General features: G+C 54.4%; 21 protein-coding genes and 1 pseudogene. 19 read left to right on the top strand and 3 right to left on the bottom strand.

Going from position 1 to position 20,372, the window contains the following annotated elements:
* Positions 1-3: 3 nt before the first annotated feature.
* Positions 4-450, bottom strand: coding sequence for a type II 3-dehydroquinate dehydratase (gene aroQ / locus AC14IB_RS09600; RefSeq protein ID WP_484231666.1), 447 nt, complete (start codon positions 448-450; stop codon positions 4-6).
* A 379-nt stretch (positions 451-829) separates the two neighbouring features.
* Between aroQ and coxB the strand changes: the two genes are divergently transcribed.
* The 4 genes from coxB to AC14IB_RS09620 are packed head-to-tail and all read left to right on the top strand — an operon-like array spanning position 830 to position 5,128.
* Positions 830-2,014 (top strand): cytochrome c oxidase subunit II, encoded by a 1,185-nt coding sequence (coxB, locus tag AC14IB_RS09605; RefSeq protein ID WP_484231667.1) that lies wholly within the window; start codon positions 830-832, stop codon positions 2,012-2,014.
* On the top strand, positions 2,011-3,627 hold the full coding sequence (gene ctaD, locus AC14IB_RS09610; protein WP_484231668.1) for a cytochrome c oxidase subunit I: 1,617 nt from the start codon (positions 2,011-2,013) through the stop codon (positions 3,625-3,627). Before coxB ends, ctaD begins: the two co-directional genes overlap by 4 nt.
* A 3-nt stretch (positions 3,628-3,630) precedes the next feature.
* Positions 3,631-4,179 carry a cytochrome c oxidase assembly protein gene (locus tag AC14IB_RS09615; protein WP_484231669.1) on the top strand — a complete coding sequence of 183 codons (549 nt, stop codon included), beginning with the start codon at positions 3,631-3,633 and terminating at the stop codon, positions 4,177-4,179.
* Positions 4,180-4,210: 31 nt separating this feature from the next.
* Positions 4,211-5,128, top strand: a complete 918-nt coding sequence (locus tag AC14IB_RS09620) for a cytochrome c oxidase subunit 3 (RefSeq protein ID WP_484231670.1) — start codon at positions 4,211-4,213, stop codon at positions 5,126-5,128.
* A 7-nt stretch (positions 5,129-5,135) separates the two neighbouring features.
* Here AC14IB_RS09620 and AC14IB_RS09625 read toward each other — a convergent pair whose 3' ends face one another.
* On the bottom strand, positions 5,136-5,342 hold the full coding sequence (locus AC14IB_RS09625; protein WP_068860978.1) for a DUF2909 family protein: 207 nt from the start codon (positions 5,340-5,342) through the stop codon (positions 5,136-5,138).
* Positions 5,343-5,401: 59 nt separating this feature from the next.
* Here AC14IB_RS09625 and AC14IB_RS09630 point away from each other — a divergent pair, with 59 nt between their 5' ends.
* From AC14IB_RS09630 to AC14IB_RS09665, 8 genes and pseudogenes are all read left to right on the top strand, one after another.
* The gene (locus tag AC14IB_RS09630; RefSeq protein WP_484231671.1) at positions 5,402-6,697 is read left to right on the top strand and encodes an SURF1 family protein; all 1,296 of its coding nucleotides are present in this window, start codon (positions 5,402-5,404) and stop codon (positions 6,695-6,697) included.
* Positions 6,690-7,718: a COX15/CtaA family protein gene (locus AC14IB_RS09635; protein ID WP_484231672.1), complete on the top strand. Its 1,029-nt coding sequence runs from the start codon at positions 6,690-6,692 to the stop codon at positions 7,716-7,718. Before AC14IB_RS09630 ends, AC14IB_RS09635 begins: the two co-directional genes overlap by 8 nt.
* Position 7,719: 1 nt before the next feature.
* Positions 7,720-8,619 carry a heme o synthase gene (gene cyoE, locus AC14IB_RS09640; RefSeq protein ID WP_484231673.1) on the top strand — a complete coding sequence of 300 codons (900 nt, stop codon included), beginning with the start codon at positions 7,720-7,722 and terminating at the stop codon, positions 8,617-8,619.
* Positions 8,620-8,773: 154 nt separating this feature from the next.
* Complete coding sequence (locus AC14IB_RS09645) at positions 8,774-8,986, top strand: cold-shock protein (protein WP_022956916.1); 213 nt, start codon at positions 8,774-8,776, stop codon at positions 8,984-8,986.
* Positions 8,987-9,576: 590 nt separating this feature from the next.
* Positions 9,577-9,771, top strand: a pseudogene (locus AC14IB_RS09650) (cold-shock protein); the annotation flags it as partial.
* A gap of 22 nt (positions 9,772-9,793) precedes the next feature.
* Complete coding sequence (gene rhlB, locus AC14IB_RS09655) at positions 9,794-11,119, top strand: ATP-dependent RNA helicase RhlB (RefSeq protein ID WP_484231705.1); 1,326 nt, start codon at positions 9,794-9,796, stop codon at positions 11,117-11,119.
* 185 nt (positions 11,120-11,304) lie between these two features.
* Positions 11,305-11,619, top strand: a complete 315-nt coding sequence (locus AC14IB_RS09660) for a DUF485 domain-containing protein (protein ID WP_068860987.1) — start codon at positions 11,305-11,307, stop codon at positions 11,617-11,619.
* Entirely contained in the window at positions 11,616-13,520 is a 1,905-nt protein-coding gene (locus AC14IB_RS09665) for a solute symporter family protein (RefSeq protein WP_484231674.1), read from the top strand. Before AC14IB_RS09660 ends, AC14IB_RS09665 begins: the two co-directional genes overlap by 4 nt.
* Positions 13,521-13,611: 91 nt before the next feature.
* On the opposite strand, the gene AC14IB_RS09670 is transcribed toward AC14IB_RS09665, so the two are convergent.
* On the bottom strand, positions 13,612-14,574 hold the full coding sequence (locus tag AC14IB_RS09670) for a polyprenyl synthetase family protein (RefSeq protein WP_484231675.1): 963 nt from the start codon (positions 14,572-14,574) through the stop codon (positions 13,612-13,614).
* Positions 14,575-14,844: 270 nt separating this feature from the next.
* Here AC14IB_RS09670 and rplU point away from each other — a divergent pair, with 270 nt between their 5' ends.
* The 7 genes from rplU (at position 14,845) to AC14IB_RS09705 (ending at position 20,333) form a co-directional block, all read left to right on the top strand.
* Positions 14,845-15,156 (top strand): 50S ribosomal protein L21, encoded by a 312-nt coding sequence (gene rplU, locus AC14IB_RS09675; RefSeq protein WP_068860996.1) that lies wholly within the window; start codon positions 14,845-14,847, stop codon positions 15,154-15,156.
* Positions 15,157-15,186: 30 nt separating this feature from the next.
* On the top strand, positions 15,187-15,447 hold the full coding sequence (gene rpmA, locus AC14IB_RS09680) for a 50S ribosomal protein L27 (RefSeq protein ID WP_068860997.1): 261 nt from the start codon (positions 15,187-15,189) through the stop codon (positions 15,445-15,447).
* Positions 15,448-15,577: 130 nt separating this feature from the next.
* Complete coding sequence (gene cgtA, locus AC14IB_RS09685) at positions 15,578-16,810, top strand: Obg family GTPase CgtA (protein ID WP_484231676.1); 1,233 nt, start codon at positions 15,578-15,580, stop codon at positions 16,808-16,810.
* Between the two features lie 86 nt (positions 16,811-16,896).
* Positions 16,897-18,021 (top strand): glutamate 5-kinase, encoded by a 1,125-nt coding sequence (proB, locus tag AC14IB_RS09690; protein WP_484231677.1) that lies wholly within the window; start codon positions 16,897-16,899, stop codon positions 18,019-18,021.
* The gene (gene yedA / locus AC14IB_RS09695) at positions 18,014-18,934 is read left to right on the top strand and encodes a drug/metabolite exporter YedA (protein WP_484231678.1); all 921 of its coding nucleotides are present in this window, start codon (positions 18,014-18,016) and stop codon (positions 18,932-18,934) included. Before proB ends, yedA begins: the two co-directional genes overlap by 8 nt.
* Complete coding sequence (locus tag AC14IB_RS09700) at positions 18,931-19,632, top strand: hypothetical protein (RefSeq protein ID WP_484231679.1); 702 nt, start codon at positions 18,931-18,933, stop codon at positions 19,630-19,632. Before yedA ends, AC14IB_RS09700 begins: the two co-directional genes overlap by 4 nt.
* Positions 19,629-20,333 carry a hypothetical protein gene (locus tag AC14IB_RS09705; RefSeq protein ID WP_484231680.1) on the top strand — a complete coding sequence of 235 codons (705 nt, stop codon included), beginning with the start codon at positions 19,629-19,631 and terminating at the stop codon, positions 20,331-20,333. The genes AC14IB_RS09700 and AC14IB_RS09705 overlap by 4 nt, the downstream gene beginning before the upstream one ends.
* Positions 20,334-20,372: the final 39 nt, after the last annotated feature.

Consider the following 20,372-nt stretch of genomic DNA (forward strand, 5'->3'; position numbering starts at 1 on the left):
AAATTAATGTGCAGTCCGAAGGTCGCGCAGGGCATAGGTCAAGGCTAGTTCGTAGCCCAGAGCGCCCAGTCCGGTAATCACGCCGACGGCTTTGTCAGAAAGGAAAGAGTGCTGTCTAAACGACTCACGCGCGTGGACGTTTGACAGGTGCACTTCAATAAACGGAATTTTTACCCCGAGCAGTGCGTCGCGCAGTGCGACAGACGTGTGGGTAAATGCTGCGGGGTTAATCAAAATAAATCGTGTGCCATCGAGACTGGCCTGATGAATGCGCTCAACCAGCGCACCTTCATGATTGCTTTGAAAGCATTCAAGGCTGATGCCGGCCGATTCAGCCTGCGTTTGAAGACGCTTGTTAATTGTATCTAGCGTGTCACTGCCATAAAGGCCGGGCTCGCGCTGACCGAGTAAATTCAAGTTCGGACCATTGACGACCAAAATTGCAGGCATATCTAAATTCCAAGGCATAAATAGTGGCCAAACAATCCGCAATGATTGGCGCTAATTTCGGCGAAACAGCGACTAAACGCTGAAAAATGCCGGTTCATTCTTGGTCGCCACCTTACCGAATGCGCGTGTTGCTCGCAATGACTGCAGCATGACGATTCCATGAAGTTGCGACTAAATTCGTGGATATCCACCCTTCGTCGGAAGTCTTCTGCCAACCATCGTTTCGCTTACCCTTTCAATACGTGACTGAGTGGACACGTCCCTGCAAAGAGGCCTACTCTTCGGGGCATATAAATAGAAGTGAGCGCACACCATGGCGGAAACGCACATGGCGGTTGCAAAGCTCACTCGTGTTCAGACACCAATCGAGGGCCGTTGCATGCGGAGTTCTGTCATTGTTCGTCTGCTTTTAGCTGTTCCGCCGTTATTACTGTCGCCGCTGCTTCTTGCTTCTAGTTCATGGGATATGACGCCGGGCGTCACCGACATTAGTTCTCAGGTTTTCCATCTGCATCGCACCATTTTGTATGTCTGTATTGCCATTGGTCTGGGCGTTTTCGGCATGATGTTTTGGTCCATCCTGCATCACCGAAAATCAAAGGGCGCAGTGGCTGCGCACTTTCATGAAAGTACGATGGTGGAAATTATTTGGACCGTCATTCCGTTCATTATTCTCATTGGTATGGCCATTCCTGCCACGCGTGTGCTGGTGGCGATGAATGACACCAGTGATTCGAGCATGACGGTTCGTGTCACGGGTTCGCAATGGAAATGGAACTACGAATACCTCACCTACGATGATGACAAGAGCGTTGGAGTCTCCTTCTACTCCGTGCTTTCTACGCCGCGTGAGCAGTACGAGCGTCAGGGTAAGGGCTTTGGTGCAAGCAATTTGCCGGACTTTAAGGCGCACCCGAATTATTTGCTGGAAGTGGATAAGCCACTGGTGATTCCAAGCGGCCAGAAAATCCGTTTCCTGATTACGGCAGACGATGTCATTCATGCATGGTGGGTGCCTGACTTTGCGCTAAAGCGTGATGCGGTACCGGGCTTTGTGAATGAAATTTGGGTGGATGTGCCGGTGGGTAAAGAGGGGATTTATCGCGGCCGTTGCGCCGAGCTCTGCGGCAAAGATCACGCCTTTATGCCCATTGTGGTTGAAGTAAAGACAAAAGCGGACTTCAAACAGTGGTTGGCAGGTGCCAAGGTCCAGGCCGAGGCGGATGCAAAGGCTGCAGCCGCTTCAGTGGACTATAAGTACCCGTCCTTAGATGTAGCCATGAAGGAGGGTGAGGCCGTGTATGTGGCTCGATGTGCCGCCTGTCACCAGGTCAGTGGCGCAGGCTTGCCGCCCATGTTCCCTGCTCTTAAGGGCAGCAAAATCGCGGTGGAAAAAGCACATTTGCAGGATCACATCAACATCATTCTGAATGGCAAAAACGCCATGCCAGGTTGGAAAGCCATCTTAACGCCACGCGAAATGGCCGCTGTAACGACGTATGAACGTAATGCCTGGGGTAATGCCACAGGTGATCTGGTACAGCCTTCGGAGTTTGCTAAATGAGCGCAGAAGCTATGTCACACAGCACGGCCGGCCAAGGCCATGATGATCATGGGCATCACGCGCCATTGAAACCCTTTTTACTGCGTATGTTTACCACCACCAACCATAAAGACATCGGTACGATGTATTTGGTTTTTGCACTGCTGATGCTGCTTTGCGGTGGTTTGGCGGCGATGGTGATCCGGGCTGAGTTAATGTATCCCGGCATGCAGCTGGTACAGCCCGACTTCTTTAACCAGATGACGACCGTGCACGGCTTGCTCATGGTCTTTGGCGCCATCATGCCGGCCTTTACCGGCTTCGCAAACTGGATGGTGCCCATGATGATCGGTGCGCCGGATATGGCGCTGCCACGTCTGAATAACTTCTCGTTCTGGCTGCTGCCGTTCGCCTTCGCCATCCTGATCGGCTCGGTGGTGATGTCGGTCTTGGGCATGGGGTCTGCGCCGAATTTTGGTTGGACCTTCTATGCGCCGCTGTCCACGACCTATGGCCCGGCCAGCACAGACTTCTTCATCTTCTCGGTTCACTTAATGGGCATTTCGTCCATTCTGGGGGCGATTAACGTCGTCGTCACCATCTTCAACTTGCGTGCTCCCGGCATGACCTTGATGAAGATGCCCTTGTTTGTTTGGACCTGGTTGATTACCGCCTTCCTGCTTATTGCCGTGATGCCGGTGCTGGCGGGCGTGGTCACCATGATGCTCACCGATCGTCATTTCGGTACCAGCTTCTTCGATGCCGCTGGTGGTGGTGACCCCGTGATGTTCCAGCATATTTTCTGGTTCTTCGGGCATCCCGAGGTCTACATCATGATTCTGCCTTCGTTCGGAATCGTCTCAGCCATTATTCCTGTCTTTGCCCGCAAGCAGCTTTTTGGTTACCCCTCCATGGTGTACGCCACGGCCTCCATCGCGTTGCTGTCATTCGTGGTTTGGGCTCACCACATGTTCACCACCGGGCTACCCTTGGCGGGCTCGCTGTTCTACATGTACATGACCATGCTGATTTCAGTGCCAACGGGCGTAAAGGTGTTCAACTGGGTTGCCACCATGTGGCGCGGCTCCATGACCTTTGAAGTGCCGATGCTGTTTGCGCTGGCCTTCGTGGTGTTGTTCACCATTGGCGGCTTCTCGGGCCTGATGCTGGCCATCACGCCAGCAGATTATCAGTACCAAGATACTTACTTTGTGGTGGCGCACTTCCACTATGTGTTAGTCACTGGTTCGTTGTTCGCTATTTTCGCCGGCGCCTACTACTGGCTGCCGAAGTGGTCCGGCCACATGTTCAATACCAAGCTGGCTCAACTGCACTTTTGGAGCTCGTTGCTGTCGGTGAACCTGCTCTTCTTCCCGATGCACTTCGTCGGTCTTGCTGGCATGCCGCGTCGTTACGCTGACTACTCCATGCAGTTCGCTGACTTGAACTTCTGGATCTCGATTGGTGGTTTCTGGTTCGGTGCCAGCCAGCTGTTCTTCTTGGCGGTGTTGTTCACCATCAAGCGTCAGCCAAAAGCGAGTGCTAACCCGTGGGAAGCGCAGGAAGGTCTTGAATGGACATTGCCAAGTCCGGCGCCCTATCACACGTTTACTCAGCCGCCAGAGGTTAAGTAATTCATGGATCGTAAACCTAGCCCATCAGCCCAAAGCCTCCAGTTGCGCTGGCTGGCTATTGGTGTGGTCGGGATGTTTGCGTTTGCCGTATTCGCTATGCCGCCCATTTACCGGGTGTTTTGTGAGCTGACGGGTCTGAATGGGAAGCCGACACTGGCGAATGCTCAAGCCAAGCCTGAGGCAGTATTAGATCGTAAAGTGACGCTAGAGTTTGTGACCTCCGTGGATGCGGGGCTGCCGTGGACATTTCGCGGCAATCTCACCTCGGTAGATGTGCATCCAGGTCAAATTCATCGCGTCAGTTTTCAGGTTGAAAACCTGTCTGATAAAGCGGTAATTGGTAGAGCAGTCCCATCTATTTCGCCAGCGGCAAGCACGGCGTTTGTGAAAAAAACACAGTGCTTTTGTTTTGAGCAGCAAACCTTGGCGGCAGGGCAAATGGTTGAAATGCCGGTGGTCCTCTACATCGACCCTGCGCTGCCGAAAAACATCAAAACCATCACGCTTGCTTATCGCTTTTATCGCCAGCCCGATATTGAGCAAAAAATCTAACGACTGAGTTCGTTGCTAGAAGGAGTGTTGCATGTCATCGCCACAAGAAACACTGAAGCAGACGGATAAACCCACCGCGTATTACGTACCAGAAAGCAGCCCGTGGCCCATCATGGGTTCTCTTGTGCTTTTTATACTGGTCATTGGTGCGGGTAACACCATCCAAAACCATAGCTTATCGGGTATTGCGGCCAATGATGGGCACTACAATTTCTTGCTGCCCTTGGGTTTAGTTGGCCTATTTGTACTGATGTACCTATGGTTCCGCGACACGGTGCGCGAAAGTTTAGGTAATCGTAACTCGGCACAGATGGATGTGTCTTACCGCCAAGGTATGACCTGGTTTATTTTTTCAGAGGTGATGTTTTTCGCCGCCTTCTTTGGTGCTCTTTTCTATGCTCGCGTGCTGAGCGTGCCGTGGCTTGGCGGCGAGGGAAAAGGCAGCATGACGCATGAGCTGCTATGGCCACAGTTCCAGGCGCTCTGGCCTTTGGTCAAGATGCCCAGCGGCGAGACTACTCAAGCCATGGGCCCTTGGGGTTTGCCGTTTCTGAATACGGTGCTATTGCTGACATCCTCAGTGACTCTGACGATTGCTCATCATGCGCTGCTCGTAGGCGAGCGTCGTCGCCAACTGATCTTCTTATCCATCACGGCAGCGTTGGGTGTACTTTTCTTGGGCTGCCAGGTCCTCGAGTATCAACATGCCTATGCAGAAATGGGATTAACGCTGCAGTCCGGTATGTATGGCTCTACCTTCTATATGCTGACAGGCTTTCACGGCCTGCACGTGACCATCGGTACCATCATGTTGATCGTGATGGCGGTGCGAACGGTGAAAGGGCATTTAACGCCAAGCAACCACTTCGCTTTCGAGGCAGCTGCTTGGTATTGGCATTTTGTGGATGTGGTCTGGCTGTTCTTGTTCGTCGTGGTTTATTGGTTGTAAGTCTGCGTCACAGTCCGTGTGGATCGATGACACCAAAAGCGCCCAGCACAAACAGCGAAGCGACAATGACAATCGACCACACAACCCGCATTTTTAGCGCCTGTAACATGCGCTGAGGGTCGCCCTCAGCGCCGCGTGACAACGCTTTCAGCGCCGAAGCAAGCTGCCAAACAACTAGGCCTAACGCGAGCAGAATGACAATTTTAATGGCCAAAATGTGACTCCAGACATGACAAAGTGGAAGCCCAGTATAAGTTGTCTGAGCGAGCTGTCATGGCCGTAAAGACGAACGGTAGATCGTTGGTGTGGATCATTGTTGTGATGCTGGGTGCGGCAGTGCTGCTATCGCTTTCGGTCTGGCAATGGCAGCGCGCCGCAGAAAAAGAGCGATGGCTTAAAGTGCAGGCGCTCTCGGCGCAAACGGAAGTGATGTGGCTGGATGGCCATAAGAGCCAATTGTGGCAGTCTGGCCAACGAGTGAAGTTATCGGGCCGCTTTGAGCCTCAGTGCCGAGTTGCTCTAGATAACCAGCCGGCGCATGGAAAAACGGGCTATCAGCTGCATCAATTATTTCGTTTGGATAACAGTCGGCAGGCAATTTTGGTGAATTTAGGCTGGTTGCCCAGCGATCGCCAGCAAGGGCCTGCCGTACCAGCAGCATTGAAAGAGCAGGCCGTCGTGATGGGCGATATTCAAAAGCCAGGACAATTTTATACGGCGGGAGGCGCAGAGATGCTTAACGGGTTGTGGCGTGTGGGACGTATCGATTTAGCAGAGTGGCAAGCCCGTTGCCAGGCTGAGTTACTGCCTTGGGTGGTGCGACTGAGCCCAGAGCAAAAGGGCTTGGGTTATCTGCGGGACTGGCGCCCAACAGAGAGTCAGAAAATCGGACCGGACAAGCACCGAGCTTATGCGTTTCAGTGGTTGGCATTGGCCATTACCTGGTGCTTATGTTGGTGGCATTTAGCTCGACGCTCATCGTCAGTGTCCACATTGAATAAGCAAAAAGGTGCTTCGCGCTGGGTCGTGCTCGCCTTGTTGCTTAGCTTTACCTTGCCGTTTTTCATCGGTCAGCTGGCATACGATCAGCAATGGATCGGCGGCGGTAAAACAAATAAGGGGCAATTATTCACGCCCCCAGTGGCTTTACGGGAGAGCTTGCCTGTCACCGATCAGCAGGCTTTGAATGGCCGTTGGTGGTTAAGTTATGTTTTGCCCGAGCAGTGCATGGCGGATTGTGTGCAGTCGATGACCACGTTGACGCGCTTACAGGAAACGCTGGGTAAAGAGCGAGGACGCGTCGGACTGTTATTAATTAAAACAGAGCGTAGCGCGGCCATTGCATTGCCTCCGGCCTCCAGTGAGATTCACTTAGTGACGGTGCAGCAAGCGTCGCTAAAGGCATTGGGTTTAAATCAGTCTGCGCGCTCCCCGTGGATGATCATGGATCCTCAGGGATGGGTGATGTTGCGATATGAGCCGCCGTTAACCGCACCAGACGCGCTGATTAGCGCACAAAACTTACTCGACGACTTGAAGAAACTGTTGAAGGCATCCCGCATTGGCTAACGTATATCACTCCACACTCATACGAGTGGCTCAATTCGCAATTTTGCTAACTCTCACGGTAATCCTTCTGGGGGCATGGACGCGTTTACGTGATGCAGGCTTGGGCTGCCCTGACTGGCCTACTTGCTACGGCCATTTCACAGTACCCAGCTCAGCAGAGGCACTGGCTCGGGCGGATGCCCTGTATCCGGGCCAGAAGGTTGAGCCCGAAAAAGCGTGGCCTGAGACGATTCATCGCTACTTTGCCGGCGCAATCGGGCTGCTCATACTGCTGCTCTCAGCGTGGATGTTTGCTCAGCGTCGTGCGACGACTTTGCCTTGGCGTCATGGCCTGTTTTTGCTGGCGCTAGTCTGTACACAAGGTGCTTTTGGCGCGCTCACAGTGACTGAGAAGCTCTATCCCCCGGTTGTTACCGCCCACTTGCTGTTGGGATTTAGCACGCTCACAGTCCTGTTCTTACTGTACTTGCGTCTAGGCCCAGCTTTTCCGCGCACGGGGGATGAAGGGATTCGGCGAATACGCATTTGGGTCTATCTTGCGATCGCCGTGGTGGTGGGGCAAATTATGTTGGGCGGTTGGACGGCATCAAACTACGCCGCTACCGTGTGCACGGAGCTGCCGATTTGCCAGTCCGGTTGGCCGGCACTCTTGCAATGGCGTGATGCCTTCAGTCTTACGCATGTAGATGACCTTAATTATGAGTTCGCACCGCACCTAGACGCAGCTTCCAAAGTAACCATTCATGTCGCGCATCGCTTAGGTGCTTTCGTTGTGGTTGCCACTGTGCTCATGCTGGTCATGCAATTGTTAAGACATGCCGCCACCGCTCGCTATCGAATGTTTGCTTGGGTGATTACGGGTGCGCTGCTCATTCAGGTGGGCTTAGGTGTCGCGAACGTGCTATTCCAGCTTCCCTTATGGAATGCCGTGGCGCATAACGTATGGGCGGCTGTATTGCTTCAAATACTGGTGGCGCTCGCGTTTGCCGTCCACCAAGAAAATAATAAGTTAAGAGGTTGAGATGTCGACATTGCCCGTAGTGAATGAACCGCCCATGTGGCGTGAATATTGGGCATTAACCAAGCCGCGTGTAGTGGCCATGTTAATGGTCACAGCATTGGTGGGCATGGTTTTGGCGCCTCATGAACGCTTACCCGTATGGCAGTACATGGCAGCGATTGTTGGGCTGTGGGCTGGTATGGCCTCTGCGGCGGTCATTAATCAGTGGGTCGATCAGCAAATTGATGCGGTGATGGCGCGTACACAGCTCCGGCCATTAGTTCAAGGCAGCATGCAAGGCTCCGCTGCCTTGGCATGGGCTGGCTTTCTGGCTATCGTATCCATGGTTGTGTTAACGCTTTGGGTGAACCCACTCACTGCATGGCTCACGGCATTGGGTATGGTGGGCTATGCTGGCATTTATACCCGTTATTTGAAACGTGCAACGCCGCAGAATATTGTCATTGGCGGTCTCTCTGGTGCATTACCGCCATTACTCGGTTGGACGGCCGTTACGGGTGAAATGTCGCCGCACGCCTGGTTATTAGTCCTCATTATTTTTGTTTGGACGCCGCCGCATTTCTGGGCATTAGCGATTCACCGGCGCGACGAGTATGCCAAGGCAGGAATTCCGATGTTGCCCGTTACTCATGGGATTGAGCTCACGAAACAACTGGTTTGGTATTACACCGTGTTGTTAGGCTTAGTGACACTCCTGCCTTATTTGGTCGGTATGAGTGGGATTATTTATCTCGTCGGAGCGTGCCTCTTTGCTTTTCTATTTGCGCGCGAGGCGTGGATATTAAAAACGACGGATAAGCCGGGGCAGGCCATGAAAACCTTTGGATTTTCATTGGTCTATCTCTTGGGTTTGTTTGCGGCATTATTGTTAGATCATGTTTGGTTGAATTGGGTGGCTTGACAAAATATGCGCGACTTGCTTGCACTCGACTATCTTTCCGTGTTTAATCAATTCGCCCGTGGGCATCATCACCTCGTAACGCTATGTTTTATCATGCGCCAAAGTTTGATGGCCGCCACACGGCTATCCGATACAGAGTTTTTTGAGGTTGATTATGTCGCAACGTGAGCAAGGCACCGTGAAGTGGTTCAACGATGCCAAGGGTTTTGGTTTCATTCAGCGTCAAGCTGGTGAAGATGTTTTCGTCCACTTCCGCGCCATCCGTGGTGACGGCCACCGCTCCCTGCGGGACGGCCAGAAGGTCGAATTCAGCGTCGTCAAGGGTCAGAAGGGCTTCCAAGCCGAAGACGTTCTGCCGCTGGATTGATGCACCTTTTGTGGTGAGCCTTCGGGCTCATCACAAAACCCAAATAGCGGGCTTACCCGCTTTTTTTATTTTTGCTGCATCGGGAGCCGGGCTCAACCTGTCATTCTCGGCTATTGGTATTGGTAGCGTGTTGGCCCGATGCCCAACCGAGCTCAGTGTGTCGAGTCTTTTTCATGCGTAGCAAACAAGGTCTTGCGCTGCTTTTTTCCTTGATGGGTCTGGGCTATGCCCTAAGCGGCCTTTTCATGTTGGTAGCTCCGAGCCTCTGGCTCAAGTTTTTCCCCCTCGCTTTTTCTCTTCCGATTGATGCAAACAGTGAGTTTGCTGTTCGCTTGTTGGCCGTTGCTGAACTTAGCATGGCGCCGCTGTTTTTCTGGTGCGCACGTAATTTAAAGCGCTGCCGAACCATTCGTTTGACCTTAACGCTGCAGGCTACGGGCGTTGCTGCCGTCGTTTTGGCCTCCTTAGCGTCACAAGTCGGCGGAGTTTCTGCACAAATCCCATCGGTAATTCTGGTGCTGTTGCCTGCGCTGATCTTGCTGGCCTTAAGCATTCCTAGCCGCACGATTCGTGTTAAAGGGCCGCGTGAGCAAGGCTCGGTCAAATGGTTCAACGCCAATAAAGGCTTTGGCTTTATTACCCGCGATAACGGCGATGATGTGTTTGTGCACTACCGTGCGATTCGCGGCGAAGGCCACCGTACATTGCGTGAGGGCGAGCGCGTCGAGTTCTTCCTAAAGCGCGGTGATAAGGGCTTGCAAGCTGATGATGTGCAGATGATCTGACATGACTATCGATGAGCTCGACATGTTCATAGAAACTCCTGCGGTAGAGGCTGAGGCGCTGCCACAGCCTGAGTTGATCAAAGTACGCTTCAACGAGCTTCCCGTGCCGTCTGCCATTTTGCAAGCAGTGACCGATCTTGGCTTCGAGTACTGCACGCCCATTCAGGGGCGTGTTTTGCGTTTCACCTTGGCCGGTCACGACGCTATTGGTCGTGCCCAAACGGGTACTGGCAAAACCGCCGCTTTCTTAATTACGGTAATTGCCGATCTGCTGAAGAACCCGCCTTCCGATGAGCGTTGTTTAGGCGAGCCGCGCGCCTTGGTTTTAGCGCCAACTCGTGAGCTGGCATTGCAAATTGCCAAAGATGCAGCGGATCTGGGTAAGTACGCCGGTCTCTCCGTTGTCACTCTAGTGGGCGGCATGGACTACGAGAAGCAGCGTAAGCAGCTCGCGGCTGCGCCAGTCGATATCATTGTGGCGACACCAGGACGGCTGATTGATTTTGCTAACAAGCAAGAAATCTATCTCGATCAGGTTGAGCTGCTGGTGATTGATGAAGCCGATCGCATGTTGGACATGGGCTTTATTCCTGACGTGAAGCGCATTGTTCGCCTGACGCCGCCCAAGACCCATCGTCAAACACTGTTGTTCTCCGCCACCTTCACCCCGGATGTGATGAACTTGGCCGGGCAGTGGACCTACCATCCTGTCACGGTAGAGATTGAGCAAGAGCACGCCACCAATGCCTTGGTTGAGCAAAAAGTCTACATCGTGACCACCGAGCAAAAAATCCCTCTGTTGCTCAACCTCATCACGCAGCAAAAGCTGGAGCGTGTGATGGTGTTTGCCAATCGCCGCGATCAGACCCGCCGTCTGACAGACATTTTGAAGGCACACAATGTGTCTTGTGCATTGCTCTCTGGCGATGTGCCTCAGGAAAAGCGCGTTAAGACCTTAGAGAATTTCCGCGAAGGTAAGATCAGTATCTTGGTAGCGACGGATGTCGCAGGCCGTGGCATTCATGTGGATGGCGTGAGCCATGTTGTGAACTTCACCTTGCCAGAGCAGCCCGATGACTATGTGCACCGTATCGGTCGAACAGGCCGTGCAGGCACCTTGGGTACCAGCATTAGCTTCGCCTGTGAGGATGATGGCCATCTGATTCCTGAGCTGGAAAAAGCGATTGGTCGCAAGCTGGACTGTGTGCGCCCACCGGAAGAGCTTTTAGCTGAAATTGCTGAAGTGAAGGTGATTCATGGCGCCAGTGGCGCTGAGCCTGCACCGCGCAAGCCTAGACCTGGCGGTTCCACGGGCAGTGCAGGGCGTCGTCCGCCACCGCGCCGATAAGGTACTCGACTGAGCCAAAGCCACCTTCGGGTGGCTTTTTTTATCTTAGCCAAAAGTCGTGTAGCGAATTTTTCTGTAAAGCATAGTCTCGTTTTTATGGCTACGTAGTTCTCAGCCTGATTTTGGTTCCAGAACCTTTAAAGACTCGCGCAATACACACTCGTTTAAAAGCTAAGGAGCACGAGATGTCTAAAAACCATGATTGGGAGGCGATAGCCGAAAGCCCAAAATTTAAGCAGCTTGTGGCTCGGAAGCGGGTTGTTCTTTCCGGACTCATGTTGTTCTCAGTCTGCTACTACTTTCTTTTACCGCTGGGTGCGGCTTATTACCAAGATTTATTTAAACGACAAATATGGGGGCCGGTAAATGTAGGACTCGTCTTCGCATTGTCTGAGTTTGTCGTGGCGTGGACGGTAGCGGTCATTTATTCCCGAATTGCTAATAAAGAGTTTGATGTACTGGCAGCCAAAATTGTTGCTGACGCGGAGGCAAGCAAATGAATAAAAATCTGTTAATGGGTGGATTGCTGGCATTGGGCGTTCCTACCTTGGCTTGGGCTGCTGAAGGTGCTGTTGCGCCAGAGTATCGTCTGATGACGTTTATGGTGTTCGGCGCCATCATTATGCTGACGATGTATGTCACTTACATGGCATCAAAAAAGGTGCATTCAGCATCCGATTTCTATACCGCCGGCGGAGGCATATCTGGCCTACAAAATGGCTGGGCCATTGCAGGAGACTATCTCTCTGCGGCTTCTTTCCTCGGTATTGCAGGGCTGATTTCCCTCTATGGCTACGACGGATTTATGTACTCTGTGGGTTGGTTGGTGGCCTATATTACGGTGCTGCTGGTGATTGCAGAGCCTTGCCGAAATATTGGTAAGTACACCCTAGCCGATATCCTGGCTTATCGAAATGATCCGAAAAAAACACGGGTGGTCGGTGCTATCTCCGTGATTACGGTGTCTACGTTTTATCTGACTGCGCAAATGGTGGGAGGTGGCGTATTAGTGAAAACGCTGATCGGTATCGACTATGAGATATCGGTAATGGCAGTGGGTGTGCTGATGTTGGCTTACGTTCTTTTTGGCGGCATGGTGGCCACTACGTATGTTCAAATCATCAAAGCGATTTTGTTAGTCATTGCGTCGATCATTCTTGTCATGCTGGTCTGGGCTCCCTACGGCTTTAGTCTCCCTGAGTTTCTAACGGCGGTTGTGGGGGATGCAAAAGTACAGGGGCAAGTAGCAAAGCTCTTGGGGGATAGTGCCGAGTCCATGTCGCCAGCGGAGCTAGGGCAACGCTTTTTGGAGCCTGGCCTATACCTTAAAGACCCACTGGACCAGATTTCCTTGGGCATGGCACTTGTCTTTGGTACGGCGGGTCTGCCTCACATTTTGATGCGCTTTTTTACGGTACCAAATGCGCAGGAAGCGCGTAAGTCTGTCATTTGGGCTATGGCCATTATTGGTGGCTTCTACGTGCTGACACTGTTCTTGGGTATGGGAGCAGCCATTCATGTTGGCGCGGCAGACATTGCGCTCATTGATAAGGGTGGCAACATGGCTGCACCCCTGTTAGCGCAGTATTTAGGGGGTGGCGCCGACTCCATGATGGGTAACTTCATGCTGGCTTTTGTGGCAGCGGTGGCCTTTGCCACGATTGTGGCCGTGGTTGCCGGGCTGGTACTCGCTGCAGCCTCGGCGATGGCGCATGACATCTATGTCGGCGTAATTCGCGGGGAGCACGCAACTTCGGCGGAGCAGGTCAAGGCTGCACGTGTTTCCACCGTCATTGTGGGGGCCATGGCGATTGCCATCGGCATCGCGGCCAAGGGTCAGAATGTGGCTCATTTGGTGGCGCTGGCCTTTGCGGTTGCGGCTTCGGCAAACCTGCCGTGTGTACTACTGACATTGTATTGGAAGCGCTGTAACACGGGCGGCATTATGGCGGGGATGATCATTGGGACAGTCTCCGCGATTGCATTAGTGATGGTGTCGCCTAATATGACTTACCCACTAAAAGTTAAGGCGGATGCCACAAAATTGATAGCCGAAGCACCGGCTAAACGGGCTGCCTTTGAAGTTAAGCTGACAGATGCTGCTTTGATTGGAAGTGCACGTGTGACGACAACAAAGGCATTAGCTAAGTTGGAGAAAGATGTCACGAAAGCTGAGGAAGATCTGATTAAGTATGCTGACAAAACGACATCAATGATGGGTTTAGAAGAGCCGCTGATCAAGCTTAAAAATCCCGGGATTATCTCCATTCCATTAGGTTTTTTAGCGGTAATTTTTGGATCGCTATTGTGGGGACGTGACCGTCGTTCAGAAGAAAAGTGGACAGAGCTGTATGTGAGACAGAACACAGGGCTAGGTGCATCCAGTGCACATGCACACTAAGTTTTGAGTTTGGTAGCGTCACTTCAGACATGATGAAAAAGCGGGGGTCAGCAACATCGATCCCCGTTTTTTGCCTGAGAAATACCTGAAATTAAGCGTTTCGAGCAACCGAGAGTCTGGCTAGGCCTTGCAGGGCGGCGCGATGGGGTGTGTCGGGTAGGCAGGCAACGGCGGCCACAGCGGCCTCAGCTTCGGTCTGAGCTCGGGCTAAGCTGTAGTCAAGTGCGCCACAGCGCTGAACCAACTGGATGATCTCTTGCAGGTGGTCAAGGCCGCCCGTTCGGATGGCATTGCGCACCATATCGGCCTCGTTGGCGCTGGCCACGGCCATGGCACGAATTAGAGGCAATGTTGGTTTACCTTCAGCGAGGTCATCGCCCACATTTTTGCCCATGACATCGGCGCTGCTGGTGTAGTCCAGCACGTCATCAATAATTTGGAAGGCAGCGCCCAAGTGGCGAGCATAGGTGACCGAAACAGAACGCCATTCATCGCCGGTCAGCGAGGCTGAGCACTCGGCGGCAGCTTCAAACATTTTTGCGGTTTTACCGTGAATCACCTCGAGGTAGCGCGCTTCCGTGGTGTCAGGGTCGTTTTGATTGATGAGTTGCAGGACCTCGCCTTCAGCAATCACGCAGGTGCCATCGGACATAATGTCAAAAATAGCTTGGCGTTGCAGGCGAGCAATCATTTGGAAGGCACGGGAGACCAGATAGTCGCCGACCAAGACTGCCGTGGCATTGCCCCAGTGGGCATTGACCGTTGGACGGCCACGACGCAGCGAGGACTCATCCACAACATCGTCATGCAGCAGGGTGGCGGTATGCAGCATTTCGATGATGGCTGCGACATCAATATGTGCACTGCCGGTGTAGCCGCAAGCGCGAGCCATTAACAGGCTTACCAGCGGGCGCAATCGTTTGCCGCCACTTTGCACAATGTACTCTCCGACTTCGCTGACCAACGGTACGCGAGATTGCAGGTTGGCCGAAATGCAGGCATCAACGGCAGCAAAATCGTCTTTGACGAGGTTCAGGATGTCTTTGAATTCCATGAGGAGGAAACTATTGAGCAAAAGAATGCGCGAATGCTATCAGCCAACGCCGCCTGCGACTACCGTTCAAGCGTGCTAATACGCAACGGTCACGGTATTCACGTAGCGCCAAGTTAAGGGCATTGGCCCTAATGCGCTTGCATGAGGGCTTGCATTTCTCTATCATCACGCGCCTTGCGAATTTTCTCGGTCCCGGGTTTATCCAACTGCATCAATCGCTCATCCGAGCCAGATGCGACCCGCCCCGATTGATGCTTGATGGAGCAGTGTATGTACGCAGTTATTAAGAGCGGTGGTAAGCAACACCGTGTAGTAGAAGGCGAGCGCCTGAAGGTTGAACTTCTGGCTGTTGAGCCAGGCCAAGTCATCACGTTTGACGACGTGCTGATGGTCGTTAATGGCGACAACATCCAAGTCGGTACGCCAATCGTTGCCGGTGCCAAAGTCACAGCCGAAGTGCTGGATCACGGTCGTCACGATAAGATTCGTATTGTTAAGTTCCGTCGTCGTAAGCACTACCGTCGTCAGGCGGGTCACCGTCAGTACTACACTGAACTGAAAATCACGAGCATCAGCGTCTAACGACGTTCTGCGCAAAGAGAGAATAGAGACATGGCACATAAAAAAGCTGGCGGTTCTACCCGCAACGGTCGCGACTCAGAAGCCAAACGACTTGGCACGAAAGTCTACGGCGGCCAAACCATTCAAGCTGGCGCGATCATCATCCGTCAGCGTGGCACGCAATTCTGGGCTGGCGAAAACGTCGGCATGGGTCGCGACCACACCCTGTTTGCCAAGGCTCACGGCGTTGTTCGCTTCGTGACCAAAGGCGCATTCAACCGTAAGTATGTCGAAGTGGTTGCCAGCGCCTAAGCCATGGCTTAGTAGCGTTGATAGCCCTCGGCTGAGCACACGGCTCGGTTGATGACAGAAAGGCCCCGCCGCAACGCGGGGCTTTTTTGTTTGCAGTGGGCGTGCGGGGTTCATTTAGGAGCAGGACAGCATGCGTTTCGTCGATGAAGCGGTGATCAAAGTGGTGGCGGGTGATGGCGGCAATGGCTGCATGAGCTTTCGTCGCGAAAAATTTATCCCGTTTGGCGGACCCGATGGCGGCGATGGCGGCCACGGTGGTTCGGTCTGGGCCGAAGCCGACGTAGGCGTTAACACGCTGGTGGACTACCGCTATCAACGCCAGTTCCGCGCCGAACGCGGCGGCAACGGTCGTGGTGCCAACTGCACCGGCAAAAGTGGCGATGATGTGGTGCTGAAGGTTCCGGTTGGCACGACCTTGCTCGATGAAGTCACTGGCGAAATGCTCGGTGACTTGACCGAAGATGGTCAGCGCATCTTGCTCGCACGCGGCGGTCGTGGCGGCTTGGGTAACATCAACTTCAAGAGCTCGACCAATCGATCGCCCCGTAAAACAACCGATGGCATTCCGGCGGAGCAGCGTGAACTGCGGCTGGAACTCAAGGTGTTGGCAGATGTGGGGTTGCTGGGCTTGCCCAATGCAGGCAAATCCACCTTTATACGCGCCGTTTCGGCCGCGAAGCCCAAGGTCGCGGATTACCCCTTCACCACGCTGGTGCCTAACCTCGGCGTGGTCGATGTCGATCGGCATCGCTCGTTCGTCATGGCCGATATTCCCGGTCTTATCGAGGGGGCGTCGGACGGTGCCGGCCTCGGCATCCGCTTTCTCAAGCATCTGGCGCGTACCCGCTTCCTGCTGCATCTGGTCGATATCGCGCCGTATGACGAGACTGATCCGGTGCACGCCGTGAATGTGATTGCCCATGAGCTGGAGAAGTTTTCGCCCACGCTGGCGGGCCTGCCGCGCTGGCTTATCCTGAACAAGACTGACTTGGTGCATTCGGTGGAAGAAGTCGATGCCCGTTGCAACGACATCGTGGAGCGTTTGGGCTGGACTGGGCCGGTATTCCGGACTTCGGGCCTGACCAAAGAGGGCGCGATGGCGGTCTGCTACCGCTTGATGGAAGCGATCGAGGAGCAGCGTGCAGCTGAGGCTGCTGATCCTGCGCTGGCCGAAGCCGAACAAGCGAAGCGCGAGCAGCTGGTACAAGAAGGTCGCGACCGCATTCGTGAGCTGGATGTTCGCCGTTCGGCAGAGCGTCGTGCACGCCGTTTGGGTATTGATTTGTCTGAGCTGGAGGGTGATGAAGACGACGATTGGGATGAGGATGCCGAAGACGCACCGGAAATCATCTATCGTCCGTAAGCGGCTTGAGCCCTAGCGCGCAAGGCCGCACAATCGCGGCTTCGTTATCGTCTTAGCTACCGTTTAGGTTTTCGGGATTTCGCATCATGTCTCTGCACCGCTCGCGCCTTCAGCATGCCCGTCGCTGGGTCGTCAAAATCGGCTCGGCCTTGCTCACCGACAATGGTCAGGGCTTAGATCAGGCCGCCATGGCGGCTTGGGTGGCGCAGATGGTGGCGTTGAAGGCACGCGGCATCGAGCTGATTTTGGTGTCATCGGGTGCTGTGGCAGAGGGCATGGTGCGCATGGGGCTTACCCAGCGTCCTGAGTCTGTGCCGGCCTTACAAGCCTGTGCCGCCATCGGCCAGATGGGCTTGGTTCAGGCCTATGAATCGCATTTTCGTGAGCACGGCGTGCGTACGGCGCAGGTGCTGCTTACGCACGATGATCTTGCCGATCGTCAGCGCTATCTCAATGCGCGCAGTACGCTACGTACCTTGATGGACTGGGGTGTACTCGCTGTCATCAATGAAAATGACACCGTGGCGACCGACGAAATTCGCTTTGGCGACAACGACACGCTGGGCGCTCTGGTGGCCAATCTGGTCGAGGCCGAAGCGCTGATCATCCTGACCGATCAGGAAGGCATGTTCGATCGCGACCCTCGAAATGACCCCGATGCCGTGTTGTTGCCTGAAGTTCAGGCCATGGACGAGCGTTTACTGGCGATGGCCGGCGGTGGTGGCAAGTTCGGCCGCGGCGGCATGGTCACGAAAGTGCGCGCGGCGCGTCTGGCGGCCCGTTCGGGCTGTGCCACAGTGATTGCCAGTGGCCGGGGTATCGATGTGCTGACGCGTATTGCCGATGGTGAGGTGCTGGGCACGCTGTTGTTGCCCGAGCAGGACCGACTGGCGGCGCGAAAGCAATGGTTGGCAGGGCATTTACAACATGCTGGCCGGCTGGTGCTGGATGCCGGTGCGGTGAAGGCGCTGCAAAGCGGTGGCCGAAGCCTATTGCCTGTCGGTGTGCGTGAAGTGCAAGGCACGTTCTCTCGCGGTGAGGTCGTGGCTTGCCTCGATGAGCAGGGCCAACAGGTCGCCGTGGGCATGGTCAATTACAGTAGCGATGAAGCGTGCCGAATTGCAGGCCAGGCTTCTGAGCGCATCGAAAGTCTGCTCGGTTACGCCGACGCGCCAGAACTGATTCATCGCGACAACATGGTGGTTGTCTAGCGCCGTGGTCGGTCAGCGCGGACGTATCCTGCTGGCACTGACATCACTCTATTTAGTCTGGGGCTCGACCTACCTCGCCATGCGCTGGGCCATCGAAGGCATGGCGCCGCTGTTTATGGCGGGCGTAAGGTATCTCGTGGCGGGCGGCATCATCTACGCATTTCTCGCCCTGCGCGGGCATCCCCATCCCAGCGTGAAGCAATGGCGCAATGCCGGTTTTGTCGGCACCTTGCTGCTGGTGGGCGGCAATGGCGGCGTTGGCTTGGCGATGGAAGTGGGCGTGAACTCGGCGCTATCAGCCACGGTGGTGGCCTTAACGCCACTTTGTGCCGCACTTTTCGCACGCCTCTGGGGGCAGCGGACCACCGCGCGCGAGTGGTTGGGGTTGTTGCTGGGCGTGCTCGGCATTGTCTTGCTGAAGCAGGGCGAGGGGCTGGCCGGCTCCGTGTTTGGTTTTGCCGTGCTCATTTTCGCTGCGCTGATCTGGTCGTTCGGCTCCATGTGGGGCAAGCACCACGAGCAACCCAATGTCTGGATGGCCAGCGCCGTGCAAATGTTGGTGGGTGGCGGGGCGCTGCTCATCGCGAGTTTGCTGCGGGGTGAGGCTTGGGGGGCTCCCGCATCGGCACAGAGTTTTTGGGCGCTGATCTATCTGATTTTTGTCGGCGCCATCGTCGGTTTCTCTTCGTATGTCTATCTCCTGGCGACTGTGCGCCCCGCACTGGCGACTAGCTATGCCTATGTCAATCCAGTCGTGGCGGTGGTGCTTGGTGTGTGGTTGGGCGGTGAAACCGTTGATGCCGCCGAGCTCTGGGGTCTGGCGGTGATTCTGATGGGGGTACTGCTGGTGTGCTGGCCGGTTCCATCGGCTTCAGATCAGTCGAAACAAATTTCACCGAAGGCGAATCAATGAACCTACGACAGTGGCTGCTTTTTATTGGCCTGACCCTATTGGCTGCCATGCTGGGTGGCGCATTTGCCGGCTGGTGGTTGTTCCAGCATGTTGATGCCCGCGTTCAGCTCAAGAACCAGCCCATGGTAGTGTCATTGCCTGAGGCCTTTGCGGTGAGTGCAGATGTGCTGAATGTGCTGGACGTTCGCATTGATGGTGATGTATCGGCACGCGTGCCCGTCAATCAGCTCATTACAGTGCCCATCCGTGACACGCTCAAGGTAACTGCCTCGGTGGATAGCGATGTGCCCATTCGTATGACGGTGCCCGTGCGTGAGCGCGTGTCTATCGATCAAGTGGTTCACGTGGATACGCAGGTTCAGGTTCGTGTACTGGGCCGTGATTTAACGCTGCCGGTGCGCGGCGATGTGCCAATCAAAGCAATGATTCCCGTGAATTTGGATATTCCGGTAGATCAGCGTGTGCGCGTCCGCTTCAGTACGCCGGCGGATGTGCGCATCGATCAGCCCTTACGGATTCCGCTGAAGGCGGTCATTGATACGGTGGTGCCGGTACATAGCCAGTTGCGCGTGCCGGTGCAGTCTGCGTTACAGGCCAATATTCGTGTGCAAGGCCCGGTGCCTGCTGTGATTGAACAGGCGGACTTACGCTTGCCGTTGCGTGATTTGGCGCTCGACATGAAGCGCAAGCAGCCATGACCCTAACGCCTCGTCTGGCCTTGACCGTATCGCTGATGGCGATGCTGACCTGCGTCGTGGGAGGCGGATTGGGTGTGCTGATCTATCTGCGCTTAGTGGTTGGCATGGATTTGAGTCAGCAGCAAATATTGATGCGGCTGCCTGAGGGATTGCGCGCACTTGTAGACATCACCGATCCGGTGCCGATAAAAATTGACGGCTTGGTGAATGCGCGAGTTCCTATCGATCAGACCTTTCAGCTCCCTTTGACGGGGAGCTATGTTGCGCAAGTCGAGTTCAATGCCCAGATCCCGTTGAAAACGACCGTCACCTATCGTGGCAGCATTCCCATCCGGGCGTTTACGGATCTGCGTGGCAGCACCGCCTTAGTGGTGAACTCGCGCTTTTTGCCACAATTCGATTTGATGGCACGTGTGCCGTTGAACTTCGATCTGCCCATTACGTTAACCGTGCCCATAGAGACTGAAATTGCGTTGGCTTATCGCGGGCCCTTGCAGTTTTCCTTAAACCAGCAAGTGGCGGTGCCTGTCCTTACGACACTAAACACGCAATTTGCCCTGCATCGGGAAGCGCAAGCGCCGGTGCTGGCAAAAATTGGCCTACACGTTCATGCGCCCTCGGCAGCGATTCCTGTGCTTATCGAGCAGGCTGACCTGCGTCTGCCCATTCAGCAGCTTACGTTGCAACGCAGCGCGCCCTAGTCACAGGTTGCGATCCAAAGTTTGATCTGGGTCAATAAC

Source organism: Perlucidibaca sp. (genome assembly GCF_057084925.1).